At 43.4% G+C, this 19,099-nt stretch carries 20 protein-coding genes and 1 pseudogene; 10 read left to right on the forward strand and 11 right to left on the reverse strand.

All coding sequences use genetic code 11. The annotated features are described in order from the left end of the window. Window positions 1–570: 570 nt before the first annotated feature. A complete protein-coding gene (locus OU814_RS30850) occupies window positions 571–1,713 on the forward strand; it encodes an element excision factor XisI family protein (protein WP_268243252.1) in 1,143 nt (380 codons plus the stop codon). A 453-nt stretch (window positions 1,714–2,166) separates the two neighbouring features. On the opposite strand, the gene OU814_RS30855 is transcribed toward OU814_RS30850, so the two are convergent. Then, the gene (locus OU814_RS30855) at window positions 2,167–2,460 is read right to left on the reverse strand and encodes a hypothetical protein (RefSeq protein ID WP_268243253.1); all 294 of its coding nucleotides are present in this window, start codon (window positions 2,458–2,460) and stop codon (window positions 2,167–2,169) included. Between the two features lie 380 nt (window positions 2,461–2,840). Here OU814_RS30855 and OU814_RS30860 point away from each other — a divergent pair, with 380 nt between their 5' ends. After that, window positions 2,841–3,071 (forward strand): hypothetical protein, encoded by a 231-nt coding sequence (locus OU814_RS30860; protein ID WP_268243254.1) that lies wholly within the window; start codon window positions 2,841–2,843, stop codon window positions 3,069–3,071. 138 nt (window positions 3,072–3,209) lie between these two features. Here OU814_RS30860 and OU814_RS30865 read toward each other — a convergent pair whose 3' ends face one another. The 5 genes from OU814_RS30865 to OU814_RS30885 all read right to left on the reverse strand — a co-directional run bounded on the left by OU814_RS30865 (window position 3,210) and on the right by OU814_RS30885 (window position 6,529). After that, a complete protein-coding gene (locus OU814_RS30865) occupies window positions 3,210–3,632 on the reverse strand; it encodes a transposase (protein WP_268243255.1) in 423 nt (140 codons plus the stop codon). Between the two features lie 136 nt (window positions 3,633–3,768). Beyond that, window positions 3,769–4,275 (reverse strand): helix-turn-helix domain-containing protein, encoded by a 507-nt coding sequence (locus OU814_RS30870; protein WP_268243256.1) that lies wholly within the window; start codon window positions 4,273–4,275, stop codon window positions 3,769–3,771. A 129-nt stretch (window positions 4,276–4,404) separates the two neighbouring features. Continuing rightward, on the reverse strand, window positions 4,405–4,875 hold the full coding sequence (locus OU814_RS30875) for a hypothetical protein (protein ID WP_268243257.1): 471 nt from the start codon (window positions 4,873–4,875) through the stop codon (window positions 4,405–4,407). A gap of 882 nt (window positions 4,876–5,757) precedes the next feature. Then, a complete protein-coding gene (locus OU814_RS30880; protein WP_268243258.1) occupies window positions 5,758–6,132 on the reverse strand; it encodes a hypothetical protein in 375 nt (124 codons plus the stop codon). Window positions 6,133–6,187: 55 nt separating this feature from the next. Then, on the reverse strand, window positions 6,188–6,529 hold the full coding sequence (locus OU814_RS30885) for an NfeD family protein (protein WP_268243259.1): 342 nt from the start codon (window positions 6,527–6,529) through the stop codon (window positions 6,188–6,190). A 534-nt stretch (window positions 6,530–7,063) separates the two neighbouring features. Here OU814_RS30885 and OU814_RS30890 point away from each other — a divergent pair. The 3 genes from OU814_RS30890 to OU814_RS30900 are packed head-to-tail and all read left to right on the forward strand — an operon-like array spanning window position 7,064 to window position 9,933. Then, window positions 7,064–8,194 (forward strand): hypothetical protein, encoded by a 1,131-nt coding sequence (locus OU814_RS30890; RefSeq protein ID WP_268243260.1) that lies wholly within the window; start codon window positions 7,064–7,066, stop codon window positions 8,192–8,194. Between the two features lie 18 nt (window positions 8,195–8,212). Next, complete coding sequence (locus OU814_RS30895; RefSeq protein ID WP_268243261.1) at window positions 8,213–9,043, forward strand: hypothetical protein; 831 nt, start codon at window positions 8,213–8,215, stop codon at window positions 9,041–9,043. Then, entirely contained in the window at window positions 9,043–9,933 is an 891-nt protein-coding gene (locus tag OU814_RS30900) for an aminotransferase class IV (RefSeq protein ID WP_268243262.1), read from the forward strand. Before OU814_RS30895 ends, OU814_RS30900 begins: the two co-directional genes overlap by 1 nt. Window positions 9,934–9,966: 33 nt before the next feature. Here OU814_RS30900 and OU814_RS30905 read toward each other — a convergent pair whose 3' ends face one another. The 4 genes and pseudogenes from OU814_RS30905 to OU814_RS30920 all read right to left on the reverse strand — a co-directional run. Next, window positions 9,967–10,437, reverse strand: coding sequence for a gamma-glutamylcyclotransferase family protein (locus OU814_RS30905; protein ID WP_268243263.1), 471 nt, complete (start codon window positions 10,435–10,437; stop codon window positions 9,967–9,969). Between the two features lie 46 nt (window positions 10,438–10,483). Then, window positions 10,484–11,812 (reverse strand): ABC transporter substrate-binding protein, encoded by a 1,329-nt coding sequence (locus OU814_RS30910; protein WP_268243264.1) that lies wholly within the window; start codon window positions 11,810–11,812, stop codon window positions 10,484–10,486. A 213-nt stretch (window positions 11,813–12,025) separates the two neighbouring features. Further along, window positions 12,026–12,922, reverse strand: a complete 897-nt coding sequence (locus OU814_RS30915; protein WP_268243265.1) for an aspartoacylase — start codon at window positions 12,920–12,922, stop codon at window positions 12,026–12,028. Window positions 12,923–12,991: 69 nt separating this feature from the next. Continuing rightward, window positions 12,992–13,282, reverse strand: a pseudogene (locus tag OU814_RS30920) (recombinase family protein); the annotation flags it as partial. A 238-nt stretch (window positions 13,283–13,520) separates the two neighbouring features. On the opposite strand from OU814_RS30920, the gene OU814_RS30925 reads away from it, so the two are divergent. From OU814_RS30925 to infC, 5 genes are all read left to right on the forward strand, one after another. After that, the gene (locus OU814_RS30925) at window positions 13,521–13,718 is read left to right on the forward strand and encodes a hypothetical protein (RefSeq protein ID WP_268243266.1); all 198 of its coding nucleotides are present in this window, start codon (window positions 13,521–13,523) and stop codon (window positions 13,716–13,718) included. A 443-nt stretch (window positions 13,719–14,161) separates the two neighbouring features. Then, the gene (locus tag OU814_RS30930; RefSeq protein WP_268243267.1) at window positions 14,162–14,806 is read left to right on the forward strand and encodes an AAA family ATPase; all 645 of its coding nucleotides are present in this window, start codon (window positions 14,162–14,164) and stop codon (window positions 14,804–14,806) included. Next, window positions 14,799–15,740: a ParB/RepB/Spo0J family partition protein gene (locus tag OU814_RS30935; protein ID WP_268243268.1), complete on the forward strand. Its 942-nt coding sequence runs from the start codon at window positions 14,799–14,801 to the stop codon at window positions 15,738–15,740. Before OU814_RS30930 ends, OU814_RS30935 begins: the two co-directional genes overlap by 8 nt. 29 nt (window positions 15,741–15,769) lie before the next feature. Beyond that, window positions 15,770–16,825, forward strand: a complete 1,056-nt coding sequence (locus OU814_RS30940) for a PDDEXK nuclease domain-containing protein (RefSeq protein WP_268243269.1) — start codon at window positions 15,770–15,772, stop codon at window positions 16,823–16,825. A 599-nt stretch (window positions 16,826–17,424) separates the two neighbouring features. Continuing rightward, complete coding sequence (gene infC, locus OU814_RS30945; RefSeq protein WP_268243280.1) at window positions 17,425–17,892, forward strand: translation initiation factor IF-3; 468 nt, start codon at window positions 17,425–17,427, stop codon at window positions 17,890–17,892. Window positions 17,893–18,140: 248 nt separating this feature from the next. On the opposite strand, the gene OU814_RS30950 is transcribed toward infC, so the two are convergent. After that, window positions 18,141–18,440 (reverse strand): RNA recognition motif domain-containing protein, encoded by a 300-nt coding sequence (locus OU814_RS30950; protein WP_268243270.1) that lies wholly within the window; start codon window positions 18,438–18,440, stop codon window positions 18,141–18,143. Between the last annotated feature and the right edge of the window lie 659 nt (window positions 18,441–19,099).

Consider the following 19,099-nt stretch of genomic DNA (forward strand, 5'->3'; position numbering starts at 1 on the left):
ATCGCTGATGCAGCTGTTCCCAATCCAAGCTTGTAAAAATTCAGTCGGATTTGAGAGAGCGATCTCTCGGCGCTACTGCGCGCTCCGCAGGCACTCAACCGTTCACTTTTTAAGAGACTTGCACAGAATTGAAACATCGAACAGTGTGTCGCTGAGAGGAAGCAAGATATCCTGGCAGCCTATCTCAAAGAATATCTGGCAGTATATCTCAATGATGGCATTTTGAGGTAAATACAAAGGTTTTGAACAATTCTGAGTTGATTCTAAGTGGAACCAAATCCTTGGATGAATTAACGAATAAGATAGTGACTGCGATCAAAACAAAGATGTACGTTGTTTAAGATTACTAGCGGCGGGTAAAGGAAACCATTAGCCTACTAAATTGTTAGTGGAGCGATACCTGGAGTTTGAGTAAGCGATGGGAAACAGATAGCATGTGGGCAGACTTAATGAGGTGAACTAGTCTTAGTGCAAAGTGTCTTGCTAAATTGATCTTTATAGAGGCTATCAATCTAAACTTTTAAAGAACCGTAAAGTTGGCTGATTATTTTGCTCGTAGGATAAGTAACGATGAATGAATCTAAAGATCTAAATGAGCCTGAAGAAAAAGATCTTCTTACTACTCATAGAGATGCTGTAAAAGAAGTTATTTTGCATCAAGCAGAGTTAATGCCAGTTCTTAGGACAATCAAATTTGAGCCTCATTTCGACGAGGCTATTGATCACTACACACTAGTTAAAACTGGCTGGAAAAAAGGACGACAAATTCGAGATTTAATAATTTCAATAAGGCTCCGAGGGGAAGGGATACATATTGAAAGCGTAAGAAAAGGAATTGAAAAAGACTTAGTAAAGCTAGGGGTTTTGAGAGATTACATCTACGTATCAAAGAACCCTAACCCATTCTTAAGGGGGTTTGACACGGTAGCACGGACATATATTGACTCATTTAACTCTATCCATTCTGCCTTGTCTTCAGAAATTGATCTTTCTAGCAAAACAGGAAGACGACAGTTATTTGGAGTATTTTGCTTCTTTTTACTAGCGATCGGATTATTGCTAGTTATGACACCAAGAATAAGCTTGTTTTTATACTCATATGACTTTTCATTAGCCGGTATTATTACTTCGATCGGTGGGATTTTGGGGTTAATAGCTTGGGCTATTCTTGATAATATTCCTGATAGTTTAACGTCTATTGTACAGGCAAATTATCAGGACGCTGAGCAACGTGCAAAGGAAAACCCTGACAAGGTTAAACCTGCTTGGGATATAGCAAATTCAACCCTCTCAGCCTATTTTAACCGTAACCTTAAGCAAGTAGATTGGATTTTCAGGTTGAGTGTAGCTGTCATGCTACTTGGTCTTGGTTTAGTTGGGGTAGGCATAGCACTTGCTTACCAAAAACCTGAAAATATTACTGTGGCGATTGTTGGGGGGATAGCTGGTGTCATAACTCAGTTCATTGGTGCAACTTTCCTATTCATATATAAATCAACAATATCTCAAGCAAACAAGTATACAGAGACTTTGGAAAGAATCAATTCTGTAGGTATGGCTATGCAGATTTTAGATGGAATTAGCGAGCAAGAACGCGTAGATTCTTTAGAGAAACTAGTAAGTGCAAAGATTGAAATAGCTAAGCTTCTTCTAGCGAAGTCTCAGGGAACCCAAGTAAATGGTGAAACTGAAGACAAAGAAAAGCAAACTTAATTAAGTAGTATTTTATTAAGCTTGAGGTTTTGATATCGTACATAAGGTAAGGGTGATCTGCTGGGTTTGTAAGCTGACAACCGCGCTGCACAGGAAGAACCAATTTTTGGCTATGCTGCAAAAGTTATTTGCGTCCGGTGAACCCGACCGTCATCATTGAACCCACTTTTCCAAATCTTGGTTAGCTGCCGCACCCCGCAGAAGTTCCGGGACTGTTACCTAAGTGAAAGTAGGAACAGATTGGGTAAGTTGCCCCTAGCCATAGAGAAGCTGGCTCGTTCATGATAGAAGCATATTCAAAACCGCCAGTTCCTTTATTCACACTGGTATTTATCAAAAGAAGCCCTAGGCAATTGCCTAGGGCTTATCAGTTGTTGTATCAAGGTCAGCTACGCGTCTTGGATAAATTCTGCACCCTACAGAAAGTCGGAATACAGAGCGCTTTGAATCCCTTTAGGAGAGTTGAAGGTTCAGTTGGTTAGAAATCGATACAACAATGCCCTTCTTCCGCAAATCGCCTAATGCTTTGTACAGATCCCCCTCATCTAACTCCCAGAGATCGCAAAAGGCAGCAACATTAATTGCAGGATTCAGCTTACCTGGATAGTCCACCTGCAATGCGAAGAAAACATAATCGCGATCGCTCGTCAACAACTTGAGAGTCCGAATTCGTAAGAGTTCGTCTCGATCAATTAAATAGCTAACAGCATCAGCAGAATCGAGTTGAGCCATAACTTTATAGTACATAAGTACGATCAATTATACGGGATTATTTTCTAATGGCAAGGCAAACAATAGTGAGAAGTCCTCAATAGATTCGACACTAAGCCGAACGGATGGAACCGAGCCAAGGTAATGTTCTAAGCCTTAACATTCCGTTGTTTTCGTAGACTCACTCTTGAACCGCTGTCTCAAACTAAGATGAGTTGTCTCAAAACATGGCTGGACTAGCATCGGACTGAATCGCCATTTTGTAGTACGCTGTAACGCCCAATTTTCGTGAGACTGACTACTGATGTTCAAGGGAGAGGCAAATTACGAATTCCCTTGACTCACCAACTTTTCAGGCTGTCTCATCGGTTGGAACTTCTGCGGAGCAAGGCAGCAGTTCGGAAACGTGAGACAAGATGAAACGCTTTACCGTGACGATGTTGAGTGCAATTGAGCAACCGAGTTCAAGGAAGGGGCAGTCTCATGAATTTTGGGCGTTTCAGCGACCGAGAAATCGAGCATTCAGTCCGATTTTAGTCCCGCGAGATTTTGAGACGGGCAATCTCAAGATAAGACAGAACGATTGGGTCAAGTTGCGCCTTCTAGGGATCTACAACTGTAGTACAATTTTAAGCCAAGGTTTGTAACACGGTTGTCTTATGTGCGGGTGGAATCAACCGAGATAAGGTGCGATCGACAACTGCACGTACAAATCTCAGTCGCTGACCTGCGCTCAATCGGATACTGGCAAAAGCAAAGGGTTCTCACGTTGGAGTGATACCAATTTAAATAGCATCCAGGGCAGATAGAGCATCGAGAATAAAGTCATATCCGGTCAGGGAAGCAATGATGTCAGGCGTTAAATCGTGGAGCAATTGATCAATTCTGGTTTGTAACTGTTCCAAGGTTTTGAACGATGCCCACTTGAGATCTGCTTTGAGATGCTGCCACAGTCGCTCAATTGGATTGAGTTCTGGTGAATAGGGCGGTTGAAACAACAAGATGACGTTCTCTGGAATCTGTAAATTTTTGCTCGCGTGAAAGCGACCGTTATCGACTTTGAGAATGTTGAGACTCTCCGGGAATTGTTGAGCAAATTCGTCCAAGAAACGTTGGTAGCAATCGCTATCGACGTGTGAAAACTGCAAGAAGAACGAGGCTCCGCGGGTTCGATGGCTCCATACAGCCAAAAAGCTTGGAATAACCATTGCCACGCGCCAATCGGTTTGACTCCGCAGGCGGTGATCACCCTGCCAAGTACCGTCTTCAATCCAAAGCGACTCTCATCCTGAGCAAAGTAGCGAATCGGTCGGGGCGGATGTTGGCGATCGCGGTTAAACTGGCTCAACAGTTCGAGATCGTCGGCAAGGTTTGCTTAAATGCCTGACGCTTGGCGGGGTCTTGCTTGCGGTGTTGAGGGCGAGCAACTTTGAGTTTGGCTTTGAGGCGATGCCGAGTCATCTGATACACCGCATGGTACTCCACTTCGATGCCCAATGTCTCTGATAACCATGCTTGCACAGCCCCATAGCTGGTAAAGCCATGTTCTGGATCTTGCAGTCGCTTCGCCAGTGCGTCTTCTGCCCATTGTGGAATCACGCGCACCCCTCCAGGCGATTTCTTCACTTCGAGCATTGTCTCAAGGCCATCATCTCGATACTGCATCAGCCAGGTTTGTAGCGTGTTGCGGTGTTTCCCAGTCGCTTTGGCAATCGCACTGATGTTCGGTGCATTGTCTTGTTTCAGCCAGTAAAGCACTTGTAATCGCTCCTTTTCCTGCGGCGTTTTCGCCTGACGTAATCGAGCCGCTAACTCGTCCACGCTTTCTTCGACTGAGGTTATCCCAACCATCACAAACACCTGCAACCTTGCTTCTTAGTCTAAGTCATCTGCCGCTTTCTCAATTTAAATTTGGTATGAGAACCCTGTTCCTTAGTCATTCATCGATTGGAACCGTAACTTTGTCTGCTCTACACAAGCTTAGAACTCCAGTCCTACACCCGCTTGTAGACTTAGCGCACCCGCATCACTGCCCCGATACGCATTGATTCCATACTTGGCATCGCTATACACCACCACACCTTTTGCCACTTGGGATTCCACTCCCGCTGTCAACACCGCTGCATCTTGATTGCCGATCGGAGAAGTCACTCCCCCATTCTGCACAAACGAGTATCCAGCGCCAACATACACGTTCGATTTGTCATTCAACCGTGCATCGTAGGTCAGGGTTGGAATAATCGGACTATTGTCACCCGTAAACAAGACGGAACCCCGTGCAGACACAGGTGTATTGGGAATGGCAAAGCGACCTTGGACAGTGCCACTAAAGGACGTGTCGTCATTGCCGCGTCCACTGCTAAGGATGCCACCCGAAATCCCAGCACCGACATAACTGCGATCGTAATGAGGAGCTGTTTGAGCCGAATCAGCACCCGCATTAAGGAACAAAGGAGATTGCTACCGAGAACGGCAGTAAGAAGAACCATCGAGTCACTCATAGCTTCTGGGTATCACCAACAGACTGGAGTTGGAATGCAACGCTGTTCCAGGATGCTGAGAAGCGAATGAATGCGGGGAGAACCAGACTGAACGTAAAGGTTGAATGACGCTTGGCTCTGATTCCATCCTTCTGTTATAGAGCGGGGGAGCGCATATTTGAGGAGCAGGGTTAGTTTACTAAGCGTCCTAATTAATTTGGTGTGATGCTTTACTCCTGTGGGAGAGAAGATTCTGCTGCTGTTTCCGTTTCATTAGCTTTTGCCTGAAAGCTAGTGAATACAAGTCGATCTCAAATAGTTATTAAATCACGAACAAATTGCAATTATTTGCGATAGTACGGAGAAAAATCTTGGAGGGCGATCTCAAAAATGGCAGAGTGAAGGCTTATTGAATTTTTGCTCTTTACGACTTGGTAAGTTGCTCGGAAAGGAAAAAGACTGAAGAAGTAGGCAGCGTTAGCTTTAGCCAAGCCATGCTGCCTTTTGTCTCTGTGCCGTTCACGATTGTTCAACGATTTGGGAAATATAAAGACTTGTTTTGCTGATCTACCGGGTTTGAGCAAGTGAGTCGCTACCTGACGGATTGTTGTTAAGCGAGAACAAAAACTTGCAAGCGATCGCGGCACAGTGGACATCTGATGATGCCATTGGTCGCATTGGTGGACGATGAGCGATGCACGCAGTGGCATTTGAAGCGGGATTAAACAGTTCAGACTTGAGGGGCATTATCGTCGGTGATTGTCAAAGGGTATCGCGGACGAGGATGGGAGGTGATCAGTTTGGGTTAGATGCTCTCGCATTACGATTGTGGTGTAATTGTCGATTAGGTCAGTTAGCAATCTCTTCGCTGCTTAATCTCACTCCAGATCGACCACCATTCTTGAATCATCTCTTTTTCATGAGACTGAATTGGAGACCTCTCACGTTCAGGATGCCTGCCATAGAATTCCTCATCCGTTGCAACAATTAACTTATCTCGTTCGCAATTTCCGAGCGGAAGAATTTTAACTTTTTGCATGACAGGAGGTGCAGGTTTAGGTTGAGTTGGAGGCGGCAAAGAAGAATTTTGCGGCAGTAATCCTGCCTGTGAAATCACAAAAATTAGGGTTGATAATGCAGTAATCGTAGCTGCAATTCCTTGCCAAATTCCACGAGACTCTTCTACATCTGTAGACTTGTTTCGGTGGTGATGATTTTCTGTGGTCATGATATCCCCCTGAGGTATGTCCTGAAGCTAGATAATTTGCCGAATTAATCTGGGATCACACAAGAGGAATCACCATCACGGTTAGAAGATCGCGCCATCCAGTTACTAAAACAGGTTGACCTGCAAGCACTTTGGTATCCTGTTCGCAACGTGCGCCCCAAGATTTGCCCTCAAAAAATACCCGGCCAATTTTGCCAGCTTCAATATCAGTTTCTGCTTCTGCTTCTTGAGGCACATTTAACAGAGACACATGAATTTTGTGGATTGCCACTAAATTTTGGTGATGATCATATTTAAATTCCAATCGTTCATCTTCTCGTAATGCACTAACGTCCAGAACGCAAGCTCCTTGAAACAGTTTTACAACAGAATCCTTCTTTTGAATAAGCTTCAACATTCCACTAGCTCCTTGAATCTTCTAGAATAGGCACTTAAGGATTCAATTAATCGACTTAATTATTTCCTTAACTTATTGATATAGTGCTTTCCATCTATAAAAAGATCAACTCAGTTAGCTCATTCATTATTTTGTATTAGAAATTACTTGAAACTCATCGATAATAAAATTCAAATTTGATCTCCTTGAAAGTTCATTTCTGATGACTTTATTTGGACTCAAAACTCATCTTATTCTCTCAGTTTGTACAGATCTGAATCCCGATTTGTGATTCAGAAATCATCATAGTTTTGTATTGCTGCCAGTAGCTGTGGTAGGGTCTCTGCTGTCTGTCGAAATCAATCTAGCTCAGAAGTTGAGTTGTCTCTGATGATTTGAACAAAGCTCATAAACTCATATCGCCAACAGAAATATATTATACTGAAGGCAAATAATTAGATTTTAGAGGTATGGCAACTTGCATCAAGTTTGTCTTGCTCGTTGGAGAGCTACCTCTCAAGGTTGATAGTGTGCAACTGCTACCCAATCCCTAGTATGGAAGTTGATGAAGCTGTCTTGCAGTTTTTGAGAGAGTTGCTCTCAGGCCCTGAGAACACTGAATTGTCTAAGCCTCAAGAAATTGTGTTCCGAGCTGTATGGAATGGGCTGAAATACAAAGAAATTCCCAGTTCTGGGTATAGTAATGGCTACTTGGAACGAACCATTGGACCTCAGCTTTGGAAACGTTTATCTGAAAAGCTCGGAGAGGGAATTCAGAAGCGGAATATGCGAGTGATGTTGGAGAACGCTTATCTTGATTATCAGCAGAGTAATTATCTCGCTCCTAAGCAAGTTTTGGAAAATATTGCTTTTCAAAGCATTACGGTAGATTCAGAGGATTCAGATATAACGGTAGATTCAGATGCAGAGCCTTTGCCCTTACCCTCCGACTTTTGCTATGCTCGTGCCTTATTTCAGCAGCATTACCGCGAAACATTTGAGATCTACTCACTTGATCCTGATACTTCAGACTTAAATTATATCTTCATCAACACTAAAATCTTTAGTCATTGTAAAAGAAGGCTCATCCAAGAAATTACTAAATATCGAGACGAGCATTCACAAACCAGTGTCCATAATTTTGTCGTTTGGTCATTGCTTGGAAGTGCTGAGCTACTGATTGCATTTAGAGCATCTCGTGAAGAAGCAAAAAACTTCTGCCGCATTCTTGAAGATGAACTCTCCGATTGTGTAGATGAACCTCCTGACTCTGGTCATGCTGGCATCTTCATGATTGGGATTTTAAATGAATTTTATCCAGGATTACCTATCAATATGAGTGAGGTTAATCGAGGAAATTTATCTCCTGCAAAGCGTCGCTATGTTAAGGTGTTTCCCTACGCAGAATTTCGTAGTGAAAAAGCATTTATTAAGCTTCGATTTGTAGGAGATGGACAAATTAATGACCGATTACTCAGCAGAATTAACGAGTCGATTTGTGATTTTCATGATGTGCTTGAAATGGTTTCTATTTGCGTTGATCGGCGATATATTATGCTTGAGGTACATATGCCTTGTGGTCATTTTTTCAGGCTCAACCAATTGTCGATTGCGCTTGAACCCATCTTAAATTTAAGCATCAGTAAAGAAACGTATTTAGGCTATGATTCCGACTTTCATCTCTAAGAACTATAGAGGCTTCCAATGACCAGGCTATCCCCAAAACTGCACGTTCAAATTAAAAAAATGTCTCTAATAAATGCTTCTGGTCGAGAGCAGGAGATTTCAACTTTATCGCAACGTCACTTTCAGTCTGTAAAGCTTCTACCAAATGCTTGTTTAGCAGATGAGATCTACTATCCAAGTCTGGTAGATTCCCAAACTAAAATCGTCATCTTTGTACTACATGGTGCAATCATCACGCCCGAATTTGAACTTCAACAGGGAGGGATGACTATTCTGCCTTGTTTGAAGCAAGCCTACGCAGGCAGCCAAGGTTGTACACTAGGACTAATCACTTGGGAAAACAAGCAAAAAGTAACTGTCCAACCCTTGCCCCAACACCCTAAAATGCGTTGGTATCAGAAATATGAAGCTTGGGTTGGCGAGTTGAATTTAACGGAGCAGGGAACAAATGCTTTGCACCCTTGGAATGGGTATGCAATTAAAATTCCACATCGAGAAACAGGAGTAAATCTGCATACTCACACAAGTCTAAAAAATCTAATTTTTGTCGAAGGTTCGTCTGAAGAGATTACAGGCTATTTAGTTGTTGAAGAAAATCAGTACTGTACTGCTTATCCGCTCAAGGGTGGGGATATCGTTTTAGTTCAGCCCGGAGTAAAGCACAATCTTGCCTCTAAAAGCACTGCTCAAATTCTGGAATTTCTGGTCTTCAACGATAGCCCATCAAACTACCAAGAATCAGAGACTTCGGATTATCATGTTCAGGAATCGCTACCGTGGCATAAGATAACCATCTCAACTCGTTCAGAACAAGGTTCTATTCTCATGCATGTAGGAGATTTTGCTTAATGCTTCCATCACCAGATTTAGCAGATTGGCAGGCAACTGAAATCGCTTGGCACAACAACGAGATTGTCCCTAGAGAAGTCGCAGCTCCTTCTATTGCAAGCCATTCTCTTCATCTAGGAATTGGTGTATTTGACGGCATGATGGCATACCGTAACGAGGAGCACTATTATGTGCATGAAATAGAGGCACACTTAGAGAGACTGCATCATGGTTCACATCAGATGCAACTTCCGTTTCATTGGTCAATTGAGGAGTTGAAGGCAGGAATTGATGCCTTACTTGCTGAAGTTCCCCCTGCAACTTATTACATTCGCCCGATCGTTTACCGTTCTGCGCCTCAAATTAATGTCACTGGTAGCAAGGCAATTCCGGTTGACGTGACTATTTTCGGGGTACGAGTTCCGCGAGATAATGAGAAGTCATTGGCGTGCCAAATCTCCCCATATCAGAGAATATCAAGTCGTGCAGTTCCTGTTTCTTGGAAAATTTGTGGATCTTACGTTAACAGTTATTTAGTGCGACTCGCGGCAGAAGCTCAGGGATTTAATGACGGCATTATGCTCGATCAAGAGGGCAGAATTGCAGAAGCTTCAGCAGCAAATTTGTTCTTGCTCAAGCATGAGGCTCTCGTCACACCCAAACTCACATCGGATATTTTTCCAGGAATTACTCGCAAAGTGCTTCTGAGGCTTGCTCAAAACTTAGGGATCGAAACAATTGAGCGCGAGATATTTCCTGAAGAGCTTTCTCACTTTGAAGGTGCTTTTCTAGCCTCAACATTGATGGAAATGAAGCCACTACATCAGATTGGGCACTTCCAGTATAAATCCTCAAATCACCTACTATTTCGCCGCTTGCTTCAAGCATTTCAAGAAATCACACATCAATGAGGAATCCTCCTGTTTTTCTAAACAAGACTTTATTCAGCCCCCGCCCAGTTCTCGAATTGCATTGATATAAGCACAAGGTAGCCCGCATAGCAAAGCCCCTTGAATAATATGCTCTAGATATTCTCTGCTAGGTAAGACATTCTCTTTTAACCATTGTGATTGAGCAACGTAGGTAAAAGCTTCGATTCCAAAACAATTTTCAGTTTCAACTTGGCAGACGATTCGTTGATATAGTTCTGGATGTCCTTCATATTGATCAATTTCAACTAAATCGTTCCAATCCAGCCGAATCAAGATGCCCTGAACACATCGAGTTGGATGAGGCATAATGTTAGCGCCAACTCGTATAGCATGAGCCACGGTATCAACACACATATTGAACCGAAGCTCGTGTTGCTTGAGCCGTGCAATCTTGTATTGACCGTCCCAAGTTCGGGTCCGAGATTTCAAACGACTGGGGTTCAGATTAGACCCATACGCAAAGTAGTAGCATTGATGATTCATTGTGTGTAACTTTAACTCAGCAATATTATGCTTTAAGCCTAATCTTTTAGGGCTTTGCAGAGTCGAATCTATCTGCCTGAATGTTTCCTTTTATTTGAATAGTGCCATCTTTTGCAATTGTCCAAACATTGTAGCTACCTTGAACATCGCCTTGGGCATCAAAATTCACACTACTACTTGCGCCTTCATAGTCAATCTTCTTTCCTTGACGAATCAGACTCAGTGCTTGACAGACATCACTAACTTTCTCACCAGCAGGGTTGGAAACTTGAGGAATCTGATCCCGAATGGCTTCCCCTTTCGTAGACTTAGCTAATTCTGTTGCTAAAACGATGATAGCTGCTGCGTCCCATGTGTTCGGATCATAGATGCTGGGTTCTTGATTACTAAACGCTTGTTGATAGCGTGTTCTGAACGCCGAAAATGCAGGTCCTCTTGAACTGGGAACAGTTCCAATTAGCGATGCAGCCGTGCTTAATGCTAATTGCCCATCCGCTTTCTTACCCACCCGTTCCGCCAGTTTCGCGTCTTTTAGCCCGTCTGAAAGGATTACGGGGATTTTTTCAAGAAATCCTTGTTCGTAACTCGACTTTAAGACCTGCCCTCCTGTCTGAGAGTAGTCAATAAGGAGTACAGCATCCGGGTTCTTGCCAAATGCATTTCGCACCTCTGAGTCAAAATTGCTTGCGTTGAGCGCGTATAATGCAAGATTCGCTTTATTAAGAACCTGACCGCCTTTCTTCTCAAATGCTGGGATAAATGCATCAATTAGCCCTTTCCCATAGTCGTTATTTACGCCTAAAATTGCGATTCTTTTATAGTTGTTTTGATAAGCTAATTGTGCAATGGCAGGAGCCTGGAATGTATCAGGTGGCGCGGTGCGGTACCAAAATCCCTTGAAGTCTCCTTTCTTTGCACGCTCGGTAAATGTCGGACTTGTGCTTGAGGGAGAAATCATGACCACTTGGTTGCGGACAGCAATATCCACAGATGCCGCAGAAGTTGCACTCCCTGCACCTCCAATTACCGCAGAAACTCGATCTACCTGTACGAGTCGGCTCATTGCTTCGGCTCCAATTTGAGGCTCTGACTGATCATCTGCATTTACTAATGTAACAGGTGACCCAAGAACACCCTCGCACTGATTTACGGTGTCTACTAAGAGTTTGGCAGTTTTTTGCATGGGAATACCATAAGCTGAGATTTCACCTGTTAGCGGTAGCAATGCACCAATTTTTAAGCTTTTCTCTGAAGCAGATCGACTTGTGAAATTACAAGCACTCATTAAGCATAGGATTGTCGTAGCAGTAATAGGTTTGAGGCTTTTTGATGTGAGAAAAGATGTAACAAACCAAGGCTGAATGACTTTTTTCATATCGCTTAATGCCTTCCTGCTCATTTTTGGTATATTTCTTAATTTTTAAACTGCTAGCTTCATTGCCTTCAGTTCACTCAGACTTATACTATTGATCACGGAATCAATCGAGGCAACTCATATGGCTCATCATATTGAGCCTAATTTCTGAGGAGGTGAAATCTGAATTTACAGAGTTTTTGTTGAAAGTTCTGAGAATCCTGATGTATGAAATTAAACTACTTCTAATTCAATATGATGCTTTTGAGTCAAAATCATTGCGATACCCTTTTCGTAGTAGGAAGCTTCATTAATGAATATGGGAAAAACTGTAGACTCACCTTCATATGAAATTGACTCTCCCGTAAAACTGAGAAACAAGGGATCATTGAAATTTATAGGGTCATAATCTTTAGATTGACGCTCAGGATGAATGAATGCTTCAAGAGTACCATCCGCATTTCGGGGATAATGGATCTCTGAAATCGCTTGATAAATCGTTAAAGCTGACGGAATTGAGAGTGAATTTCCTTGATTTAATGCCTCGATATAGTCCAGAATCATATGCACTAGGTGCTCTGTCTGTCTCAAAAAATATCCATTGAGAACACCTTGAGCCACTGCCCCCACTTCGATTGTGACTCCCCAAGGGCAAAGTGATGGAAGCATGGAGGATTCCTTCTGAGTACACTTCATTCCTACAGCAATGTGAATATCAGGTTGAGCCTGATTGAGATAAGCAGAAAGTTTAAGATTAAATAGATCTAAGGTTGTTGGGAAAATTGTTCGCCCCATATTGGCAGTCGTGCTATGAAGATCGATAATTAGGTCTACTTGAGGTTTATGTTTAGGTCCAAGCTCAACTGCAATCTCTTTCGCTCGTATCGCCTCATATTCTGTCAGATATGGGTTTGATAAGTCTTCATCGGCAAAACTTCGGTTCAAGTCACTATCAATGTAGCGGCGATTTGCTGCGATTGCCTTCGGGTTTGCGAACAGTGTGATCGTTTCAAAGCTCGATCGCTCAATCAGCTTTGGAGACCGCTGAAATTTTCTAATAAGATAAATTCCAGTCCATTCGTTTCCATGCGTTCCGCCAACAATTGCAACTCGTCGAATCGACTTAGACATAACACTTTCTCACCTTAGCTCGTATCCATTCGGCAGCATAGCAAAGCTGCTCTAACCAAGCTGTAAAATTCAGAGCGATTTGGCACCTTGCTCAGTTTCAATACAGTGTTCTGAAACAATCCGGCAAATGGTGGGTGGGCTCACATGATAGAGTCTCGCCATCTCTGCACCTGTTTTTCTGACAGAGATTACGTTGTCGGCGATGTTAGCGCGTTGTGCCGCGTTGAGTTTCTTGCGTCGCCCTCCAACGCGCCCTTCTGCTCGTGTAACGGCAAGTCCGACATTTGTGCGTTCCCGGATGATCGCTCGCTCGAATTCCGCAAATGTGCCAACCATATTCATCATCATGCGACCAGCAGGCGTAGTGGCTTCTGATCGCCTCCATTAGCGATCAGAAGCCTGACCCCACCTTGTCAATCTTCAGTTTTGTATTCTCTAAAGATATTGGACTTGAGGTTAGTGACCAAAATCCTATGCATATCCAAATAGGTTATATCCCTCTGTGTGAAGTATTTTTGCCCGTTTGTCACCCCTTGAGGTTCAGGTCTAGAATATCAGTTGACTGCTTTGCAACTTTCTACTCAAGGAGCGAGCCCTCATGAATTATTCCAAAGAGCCAACAGTTAACAGATACATATATGATGCGGTTATAGGAGCAAATGCCTCAACTACCGCAGCAATTGCTTTTGGCATGACAGGAGTTGGATTCTTACCTTTTCTCGGGGTTGCTGCTCTAGGAGCTGGTGCAGTTATTGCAATCGATAAGGCTCTTCAATATACGAATACGGTTAAGTAAGTAATCGTGCAAAAACTTACGTTAGTTCCCAATCAGTGTGGCTGATTGGGAACGGTAACCTGCTTCGTTTCAAGGTAACTCATATTGGTTTTTAAGGCTAGCGAGTCATGGGCGAACTCTATCAGAAAACGACCCTTTTTTAATAGAGTATTTTGCCCTTCTACCCTTTCCCCTCGAGCGACCTGAAAGCTAGGAATACCAAAACTTTCTCTCGAAGGCTGAAACTGCTGAAAAGATATCCCTTTTTTGATAGGGGGATATTATCAAATCGACATGTTCCGCGTCAAAGCTTCTGGGGAGGCGAAAGCAACCTGATTGATTAGAATCAGTATCCTTGCAGATCAATTTCTTGTCGCCCTTTCTCACTAGGTCAAAGCAAAACAAAATAAGCGGCATCACCTCGAATTTGTCATACACTTTTCTGTGTCATTTCAATTCGACTTATGCCGATCGTCTCAATTATTAATCAGAAAGGCGGATCAGGTAAATCGACCGTTGCAGTACATCTTGCCCGTTGGTTGCAGAAAAAAAAAGAAACAGTTCTGGTCGTTGATGCCGACGCCCAATGCTCATCTTCAAAGTGGCTTGCGCGTTTAGAGAGAGAAATTCCTTTCAAGATCATTCAAGCCCCTGACCAACTTTTAGATGAATTGCCCAAGTTAAATGAAGCGTATTCATGGGTGATTGTAGATGGTCCAGCAGCGTTATCTGAGACAACGAGAGCTATGATTCTGGTGGCTGACCTAGCGATCGTACCTTGCCAACCAACGGGTGTTGACCTCGAAAGTGCATCGGATACGGTTCGCTTAATTCACCAGGCTCATAGGATTCGCCGTGGCGAGCCTAAAGCTGTTATGTTTGTGAATCGAGCTGTAAAAGGAACCAAATTAAAGGATGAAGCGATAGAGGTGTTGCGGTTGATGCCGGGAGTCACGGTTTTAGATACAGTGATTCATCAGCGTCAAATTCTTGCAGACTGCTTTGGGCAAAATTCGACTGTATTTGATCTGACGGGATCGACTGCTGGAATTGCTCGGCGTGAATTAGAGCAGCTCTTTAAGAAAGCATTGGAGGTGTTAGATGGCTAAATCAAGACAATCGCTGGTGCAAGGATTATCCGCATCAATTGCCCAGAAATTCATTGAGGATCCTGAAAGCATTCAATCATCTCAAGCGGTATCTCTTGGACAAATTCACCTTCCTGCTAAACAGCCTCGGCGCTATTTTGATCCACAAAAACAAGCGCAACTTGTCCAATCTATTCGTGAGTACGGCATTTTAGAGCCGCTCCTAGTTCGTCCCTTAGAGAGTGGAGGTTATGAGCTAATCGCTGGTGAACGCCGTTATCGTGCGGCTCAAGAAATTCAACTTCAAGATGTTCCCGTCGTTGTCAAAGAGTTCGATGACCAACAAGCTCTTCGAGTATCGCTGATTGAGAATTTACAGCGAGAGGATCTTAATCCTGTAGAAGAGACAGAAGCCATTTTGGAGCTACTGGCGATTCAAATTGGGGGAAGACCTGAAGATGTCGCCTCAGTTTTAAATCGCGCAAATCATGCAAAAAATCGTAGTCAGGAATTGGAGGGAAACGTTTCCCTCCAACTTGAGATGATTGAATCAGTTCTTGCAGAAATCGGGCGATTTAATGCTGAGTCGTTCCGAAGCAGCCGTTTGCCGTTACTCAATCTGCCAGCAGAGGTGTTGAAAGCACTGCGAGAAGGAGAGCTTGAATTTACGAAGGCTCGTGCGATCGCACGAGTTAAAGATGAACGGCAGCGTAAATCCTTGCTTAAATTGGCGACGACAAAGAATTTGAGTTTGAGTCAAATTAAGCAGAAGATTCAGGAATTGGCGAAAACCCAAGAGGGAACCGCAGAAATTAGCTACACTCAACGCTATGCCCAAATTGGGCAACGGTTGAAAAAGTCAGCAATCTGGGAAGATCCCAAGAAACGGGCTAAATTGGAAAAATTGTTTTCTCAACTTGATGACTTAATTGGACCTGAGAACTTAGAAGCCTAAAGCCGTTTCAAAATGCGTCAACATAGATCGTGACCCAACAATCTTCGCTCTTTCCTCAAGACTATGATGCCTTCCTCAATCAGTTGAAGGCGCAAATTCGGCGTGCTCAAGTGGCAGCTGCAACAGCTCTCAACCGGGAAGTAATTTTGCTGTATTGGCAGCTGGGTAAAGAAATTCTGGAAAGGCAAGAGCGAGAGGGCTGGGGTTCAAAAGTTGTAGACCGGCTTGCGAAGGACTTGCAGCGTGAATTTCCTGATGTGCAGGGATTCTCGGCTCGCAACCTCAAATATATGAGAGCTTTCGCAGAAGCATATCCTGATGTTGAAATTGTGCAGCAGCTGTTGCACAAATTGCCGTGGGGACATTTGATTCGACTATTGGACAGCGTGAAAAATCCAGAGGAACGAATTTGGTATGCACAGCAAGCGATTGAGAATGGCTGGAGTCGGACGGTTTTGGCGTACCAAATCGAGAGTGATCTGCATAAGCGGCTAGGCGGAGCGATTACCAATTTTGATCTCACCCTGCCAAAACCTCAATCTGATTTAGCAAAAGATTTAATCAAAGACCCCTATAATTTTTCGTTCTTGACATTAGGGAAAGATGCTCAGGAGCGAGATCTTGAAGCTGCTCTTGTCACTCATATTCGGGACTTCCTTCTAGAACTGGGTATGGGATTTGCCTTCATGGGAAGTCAGTATCCAATTACAGTGGATGGAAAAGAGTACAGGTTGGACTTGTTGTTTTATCATGTTCGGCTGCGCTGTTATGTTGTTTTAGAACTCAAGATGGTGGAGTTTGAGCCAGAATTTTCAGGCAAGCTCAATTTTTATGTGTCCGCGATCGATGATTTGCTACGGCATGAAGATGACCAACCCACGATTGGGATCATTCTATGCAAGTCGAAGAAAAAAACGACGGTAGAGTATGCCCTCAGAAATTTGAGTACACCGATCGCGGTTTCGACGCATCAATTACCGGATCAATTAAGGCAAAGCCTTCCATCAAGTGAGCAACTCGAAATGGAGATCGACACAAAACTTTCTGAAATTTCAAGTCAAACCTCAAAGGACGAGGAGACCTGAGATAGTTTGAACGGGCCCGTTCTATATATGGACTGAAATTGGACTAAATCGCTATTCGGTTATGATTACAAATCTGCATTCTCTCGTCCATCAACTGTCCCATGAGCAACGGGATAATAAAGGTTTGGGCATGGAATTCTGCGATCGGGCGCAGACACTCAAACGCTATCTTCTCAAAAATCTTACACAGCTCTAAAATGGTTGAGAGACGGAATGTGAATCAGATTGATTGACTGTAACTTCTATCGATAGATTAAGCCGTTGACATCCAAAGCAATGAAATTGTGAATACCATTTTCACATACAGTAGATAATCTATCTTTGCTACTGTAAATTCTGGAGAGACTTCTATGGGATGAATTGTTAACAGTTCTCTTAACCGCATTCTTAGAGCAGTGTATTGAAGAGGAGTAGACTGCTCAATGGCTAGAAGCTAGGGGCTTTACGATGAGTTAGGAATGGGTAAGGATGTACGGCATTATTCTGGCTTTAATTTCATAGAGATTTCTCACCTCAGTCAGTATTTCGTTATCCTAGTATTATTAGCAAAGGCTAAGTATTCCAAGTTTAGGTGAAATATTATCGCTACAAAACAACTCATTAATCAGCAAATCCGATGTGCTCAGGTTCTTCTGATCGACCATGAGAACAATAACCGTGGGTTGATAGATACTCGTGAGGCTCTAAGGCTTGCTGAAAACGTTGATCTGGATCTGGTGGTCGTTTCTGACGGCAAGGAGATTCCAGTGGCTAAGATTCTAGACCACGGTAAGCATCAGTACCAACAGAAAAAGCGGCAGCATTCTAGTGCTAGGACTACCGTTAAAGAAGTGAGGCTACGCCCTAATATTGGCGAAGCGGACTACGGTATGCGAATTACTAGGGCGATCGAGTGGCTAGGGAAGGGCGATTCAGTCAAATTTCAGGTACGTTTGCGGGGACGAGAGCACCAAAATCGCGATCGAGCCACTGGACTACTCGACCAGATTATTGCAGACCTGTCTAAAGCAGGTAAAGTTCAATCTTTGGATAAACGATCGTTAACGGTGCAGGTAGCTCCAGGCTAAATGAAGGAATTGTGTCGATTCAGATCACTAGGCGTTGTTAAACCTTGTGGTTATCTTGATGACTAATTCGCTTTGGTAGCAATTTTTTATTGTGGCCGGGACTCGACAAAAAAACAAGTCTCCGAGCACTTGAACTAAGTTAGCAACAAGAAAGGAGTACAAGCAAAGATACTTGTACCCCTTTAAAGTCATATCTAGTCTTTATGACAAGATGTCTGACAAACTAAACGCTGACTTCAACTCAGGCATTAATAGCCACGAGAAAAACTGCTATTTCTGCGTCCACCTGATGGACCACCACCTGTTTCACGAGGCTTTGCTTTATTGACCTTAAGATCACGACCCATCCACTCTGCACCATCAAGCGCTTCAATGGCAGCCGTTTCTTCAGCATCTGCGCCCATTTCTACAAAACCAAAGCCGCGCATTCGACCGGTTTCGCGATCGCTCGGAAGCTGCACGCGCTGAACTGATCCATATTCTGCAAATACAGACGTTAAATCAGCTTCGGTAACGTCATAGGACAGATTGCCTACATAAATTGACATAAATTGTCTCCAAAATTGAAGGAATGCAGAGAGCCAAATTTCGGAGAGAAGTCTGTCAATGGAAAAACGTGAAAACTCGCTAATACTAGAAACAAATGCTTGTAACCGATGTCTAATTCTCTTCTACCATTGTAACGCTCTAAGACAGCATGTGAGGCAATTTCTCCTTATAATCAGCCGATCAATCTATAAAGAAGTTGAGGAAGGCCCTCTGCACGTTGACTCTGGCATGATTGTTAAGAAAAATATGGTTTTCAGCACACGTGCCAACAGAAGAGCGGTGTCAGAGTAAGGCAAGCAACTCATTACACAATATCAAGAGGTAGTGTTCGATCTGGCTTTAGTGAAGCAGTCGCAGCGGACCGAAGGAAGATACTGGCACTGAGTTCAAGATTCTAGCAACCGCTGAACGATTCATTAGCTAGGAATTCTGTACCCACGAACAGAATGCCCAACAACACCTATAGAGGGCAAGAAGAGATCGTAGGGTTTGGCTGAACTGGAATTTCATCGTTGATGGATGACTGTCTCTATCTATTGAGCGCTGTCATCCGTAATCTTTCTTAAAAGCTGCAAAGAATCATGCTCTGGTAAAGCCAAATTCAGCATTTCACAGTACAATTTGATCCGACCGGAACTCTTGTTCGGTCAATTGACCA

It is taken from the genome of Leptolyngbya sp. GGD, assembly GCF_026735145.1.
Lineage (GTDB): Bacteria > Cyanobacteriota > Cyanobacteriia > Leptolyngbyales > Leptolyngbyaceae > Leptolyngbya > Leptolyngbya boryana.

Excerpts from the sequence above, each read along its gene's own strand:
- OU814_RS30900 (WP_268243262.1), top strand. The coding sequence starts at position 9,043 with ATGCTTCCATCACCAGATTTAGCAGATTGGCAGGCAACTGAAATCGCT.
- OU814_RS30890 (WP_268243260.1), top strand. The coding sequence starts at position 7,064 with ATGGAAGTTGATGAAGCTGTCTTGCAGTTTTTGAGAGAGTTGCTCTCA.
- OU814_RS30895 (WP_268243261.1), top strand. The coding sequence starts at position 8,213 with ATGACCAGGCTATCCCCAAAACTGCACGTTCAAATTAAAAAAATGTCT.
- OU814_RS30910 (WP_268243264.1), bottom strand. The coding sequence starts at position 11,812 with ATGAAAAAAGTCATTCAGCCTTGGTTTGTTACATCTTTTCTCACATCA.
- OU814_RS30930 (WP_268243267.1), top strand. The coding sequence starts at position 14,162 with ATGCCGATCGTCTCAATTATTAATCAGAAAGGCGGATCAGGTAAATCG.
- OU814_RS30880 (WP_268243258.1), bottom strand. The coding sequence starts at position 6,132 with ATGACCACAGAAAATCATCACCACCGAAACAAGTCTACAGATGTAGAA.
- OU814_RS30950 (WP_268243270.1), bottom strand. The coding sequence starts at position 18,440 with ATGTCAATTTATGTAGGCAATCTGTCCTATGACGTTACCGAAGCTGAT.
- OU814_RS30915 (WP_268243265.1), bottom strand. The coding sequence starts at position 12,922 with ATGTCTAAGTCGATTCGACGAGTTGCAATTGTTGGCGGAACGCATGGA.
- OU814_RS30855 (WP_268243253.1), bottom strand. The coding sequence starts at position 2,460 with ATGTACTATAAAGTTATGGCTCAACTCGATTCTGCTGATGCTGTTAGC.
- OU814_RS30850 (WP_268243252.1), top strand. The coding sequence starts at position 571 with ATGAATGAATCTAAAGATCTAAATGAGCCTGAAGAAAAAGATCTTCTT.
- OU814_RS30935 (WP_268243268.1), top strand. The coding sequence starts at position 14,799 with ATGGCTAAATCAAGACAATCGCTGGTGCAAGGATTATCCGCATCAATT.
- OU814_RS30925 (WP_268243266.1), top strand. The coding sequence starts at position 13,521 with ATGAATTATTCCAAAGAGCCAACAGTTAACAGATACATATATGATGCG.
- OU814_RS30870 (WP_268243256.1), bottom strand. The coding sequence starts at position 4,275 with ATGGTTGGGATAACCTCAGTCGAAGAAAGCGTGGACGAGTTAGCGGCT.
- OU814_RS30860 (WP_268243254.1), top strand. The coding sequence starts at position 2,841 with ATGAAACGCTTTACCGTGACGATGTTGAGTGCAATTGAGCAACCGAGT.
- OU814_RS30885 (WP_268243259.1), bottom strand. The coding sequence starts at position 6,529 with ATGTTGAAGCTTATTCAAAAGAAGGATTCTGTTGTAAAACTGTTTCAA.
- OU814_RS30905 (WP_268243263.1), bottom strand. The coding sequence starts at position 10,437 with ATGAATCATCAATGCTACTACTTTGCGTATGGGTCTAATCTGAACCCC.
- OU814_RS30865 (WP_268243255.1), bottom strand. The coding sequence starts at position 3,632 with ATGGTTATTCCAAGCTTTTTGGCTGTATGGAGCCATCGAACCCGCGGA.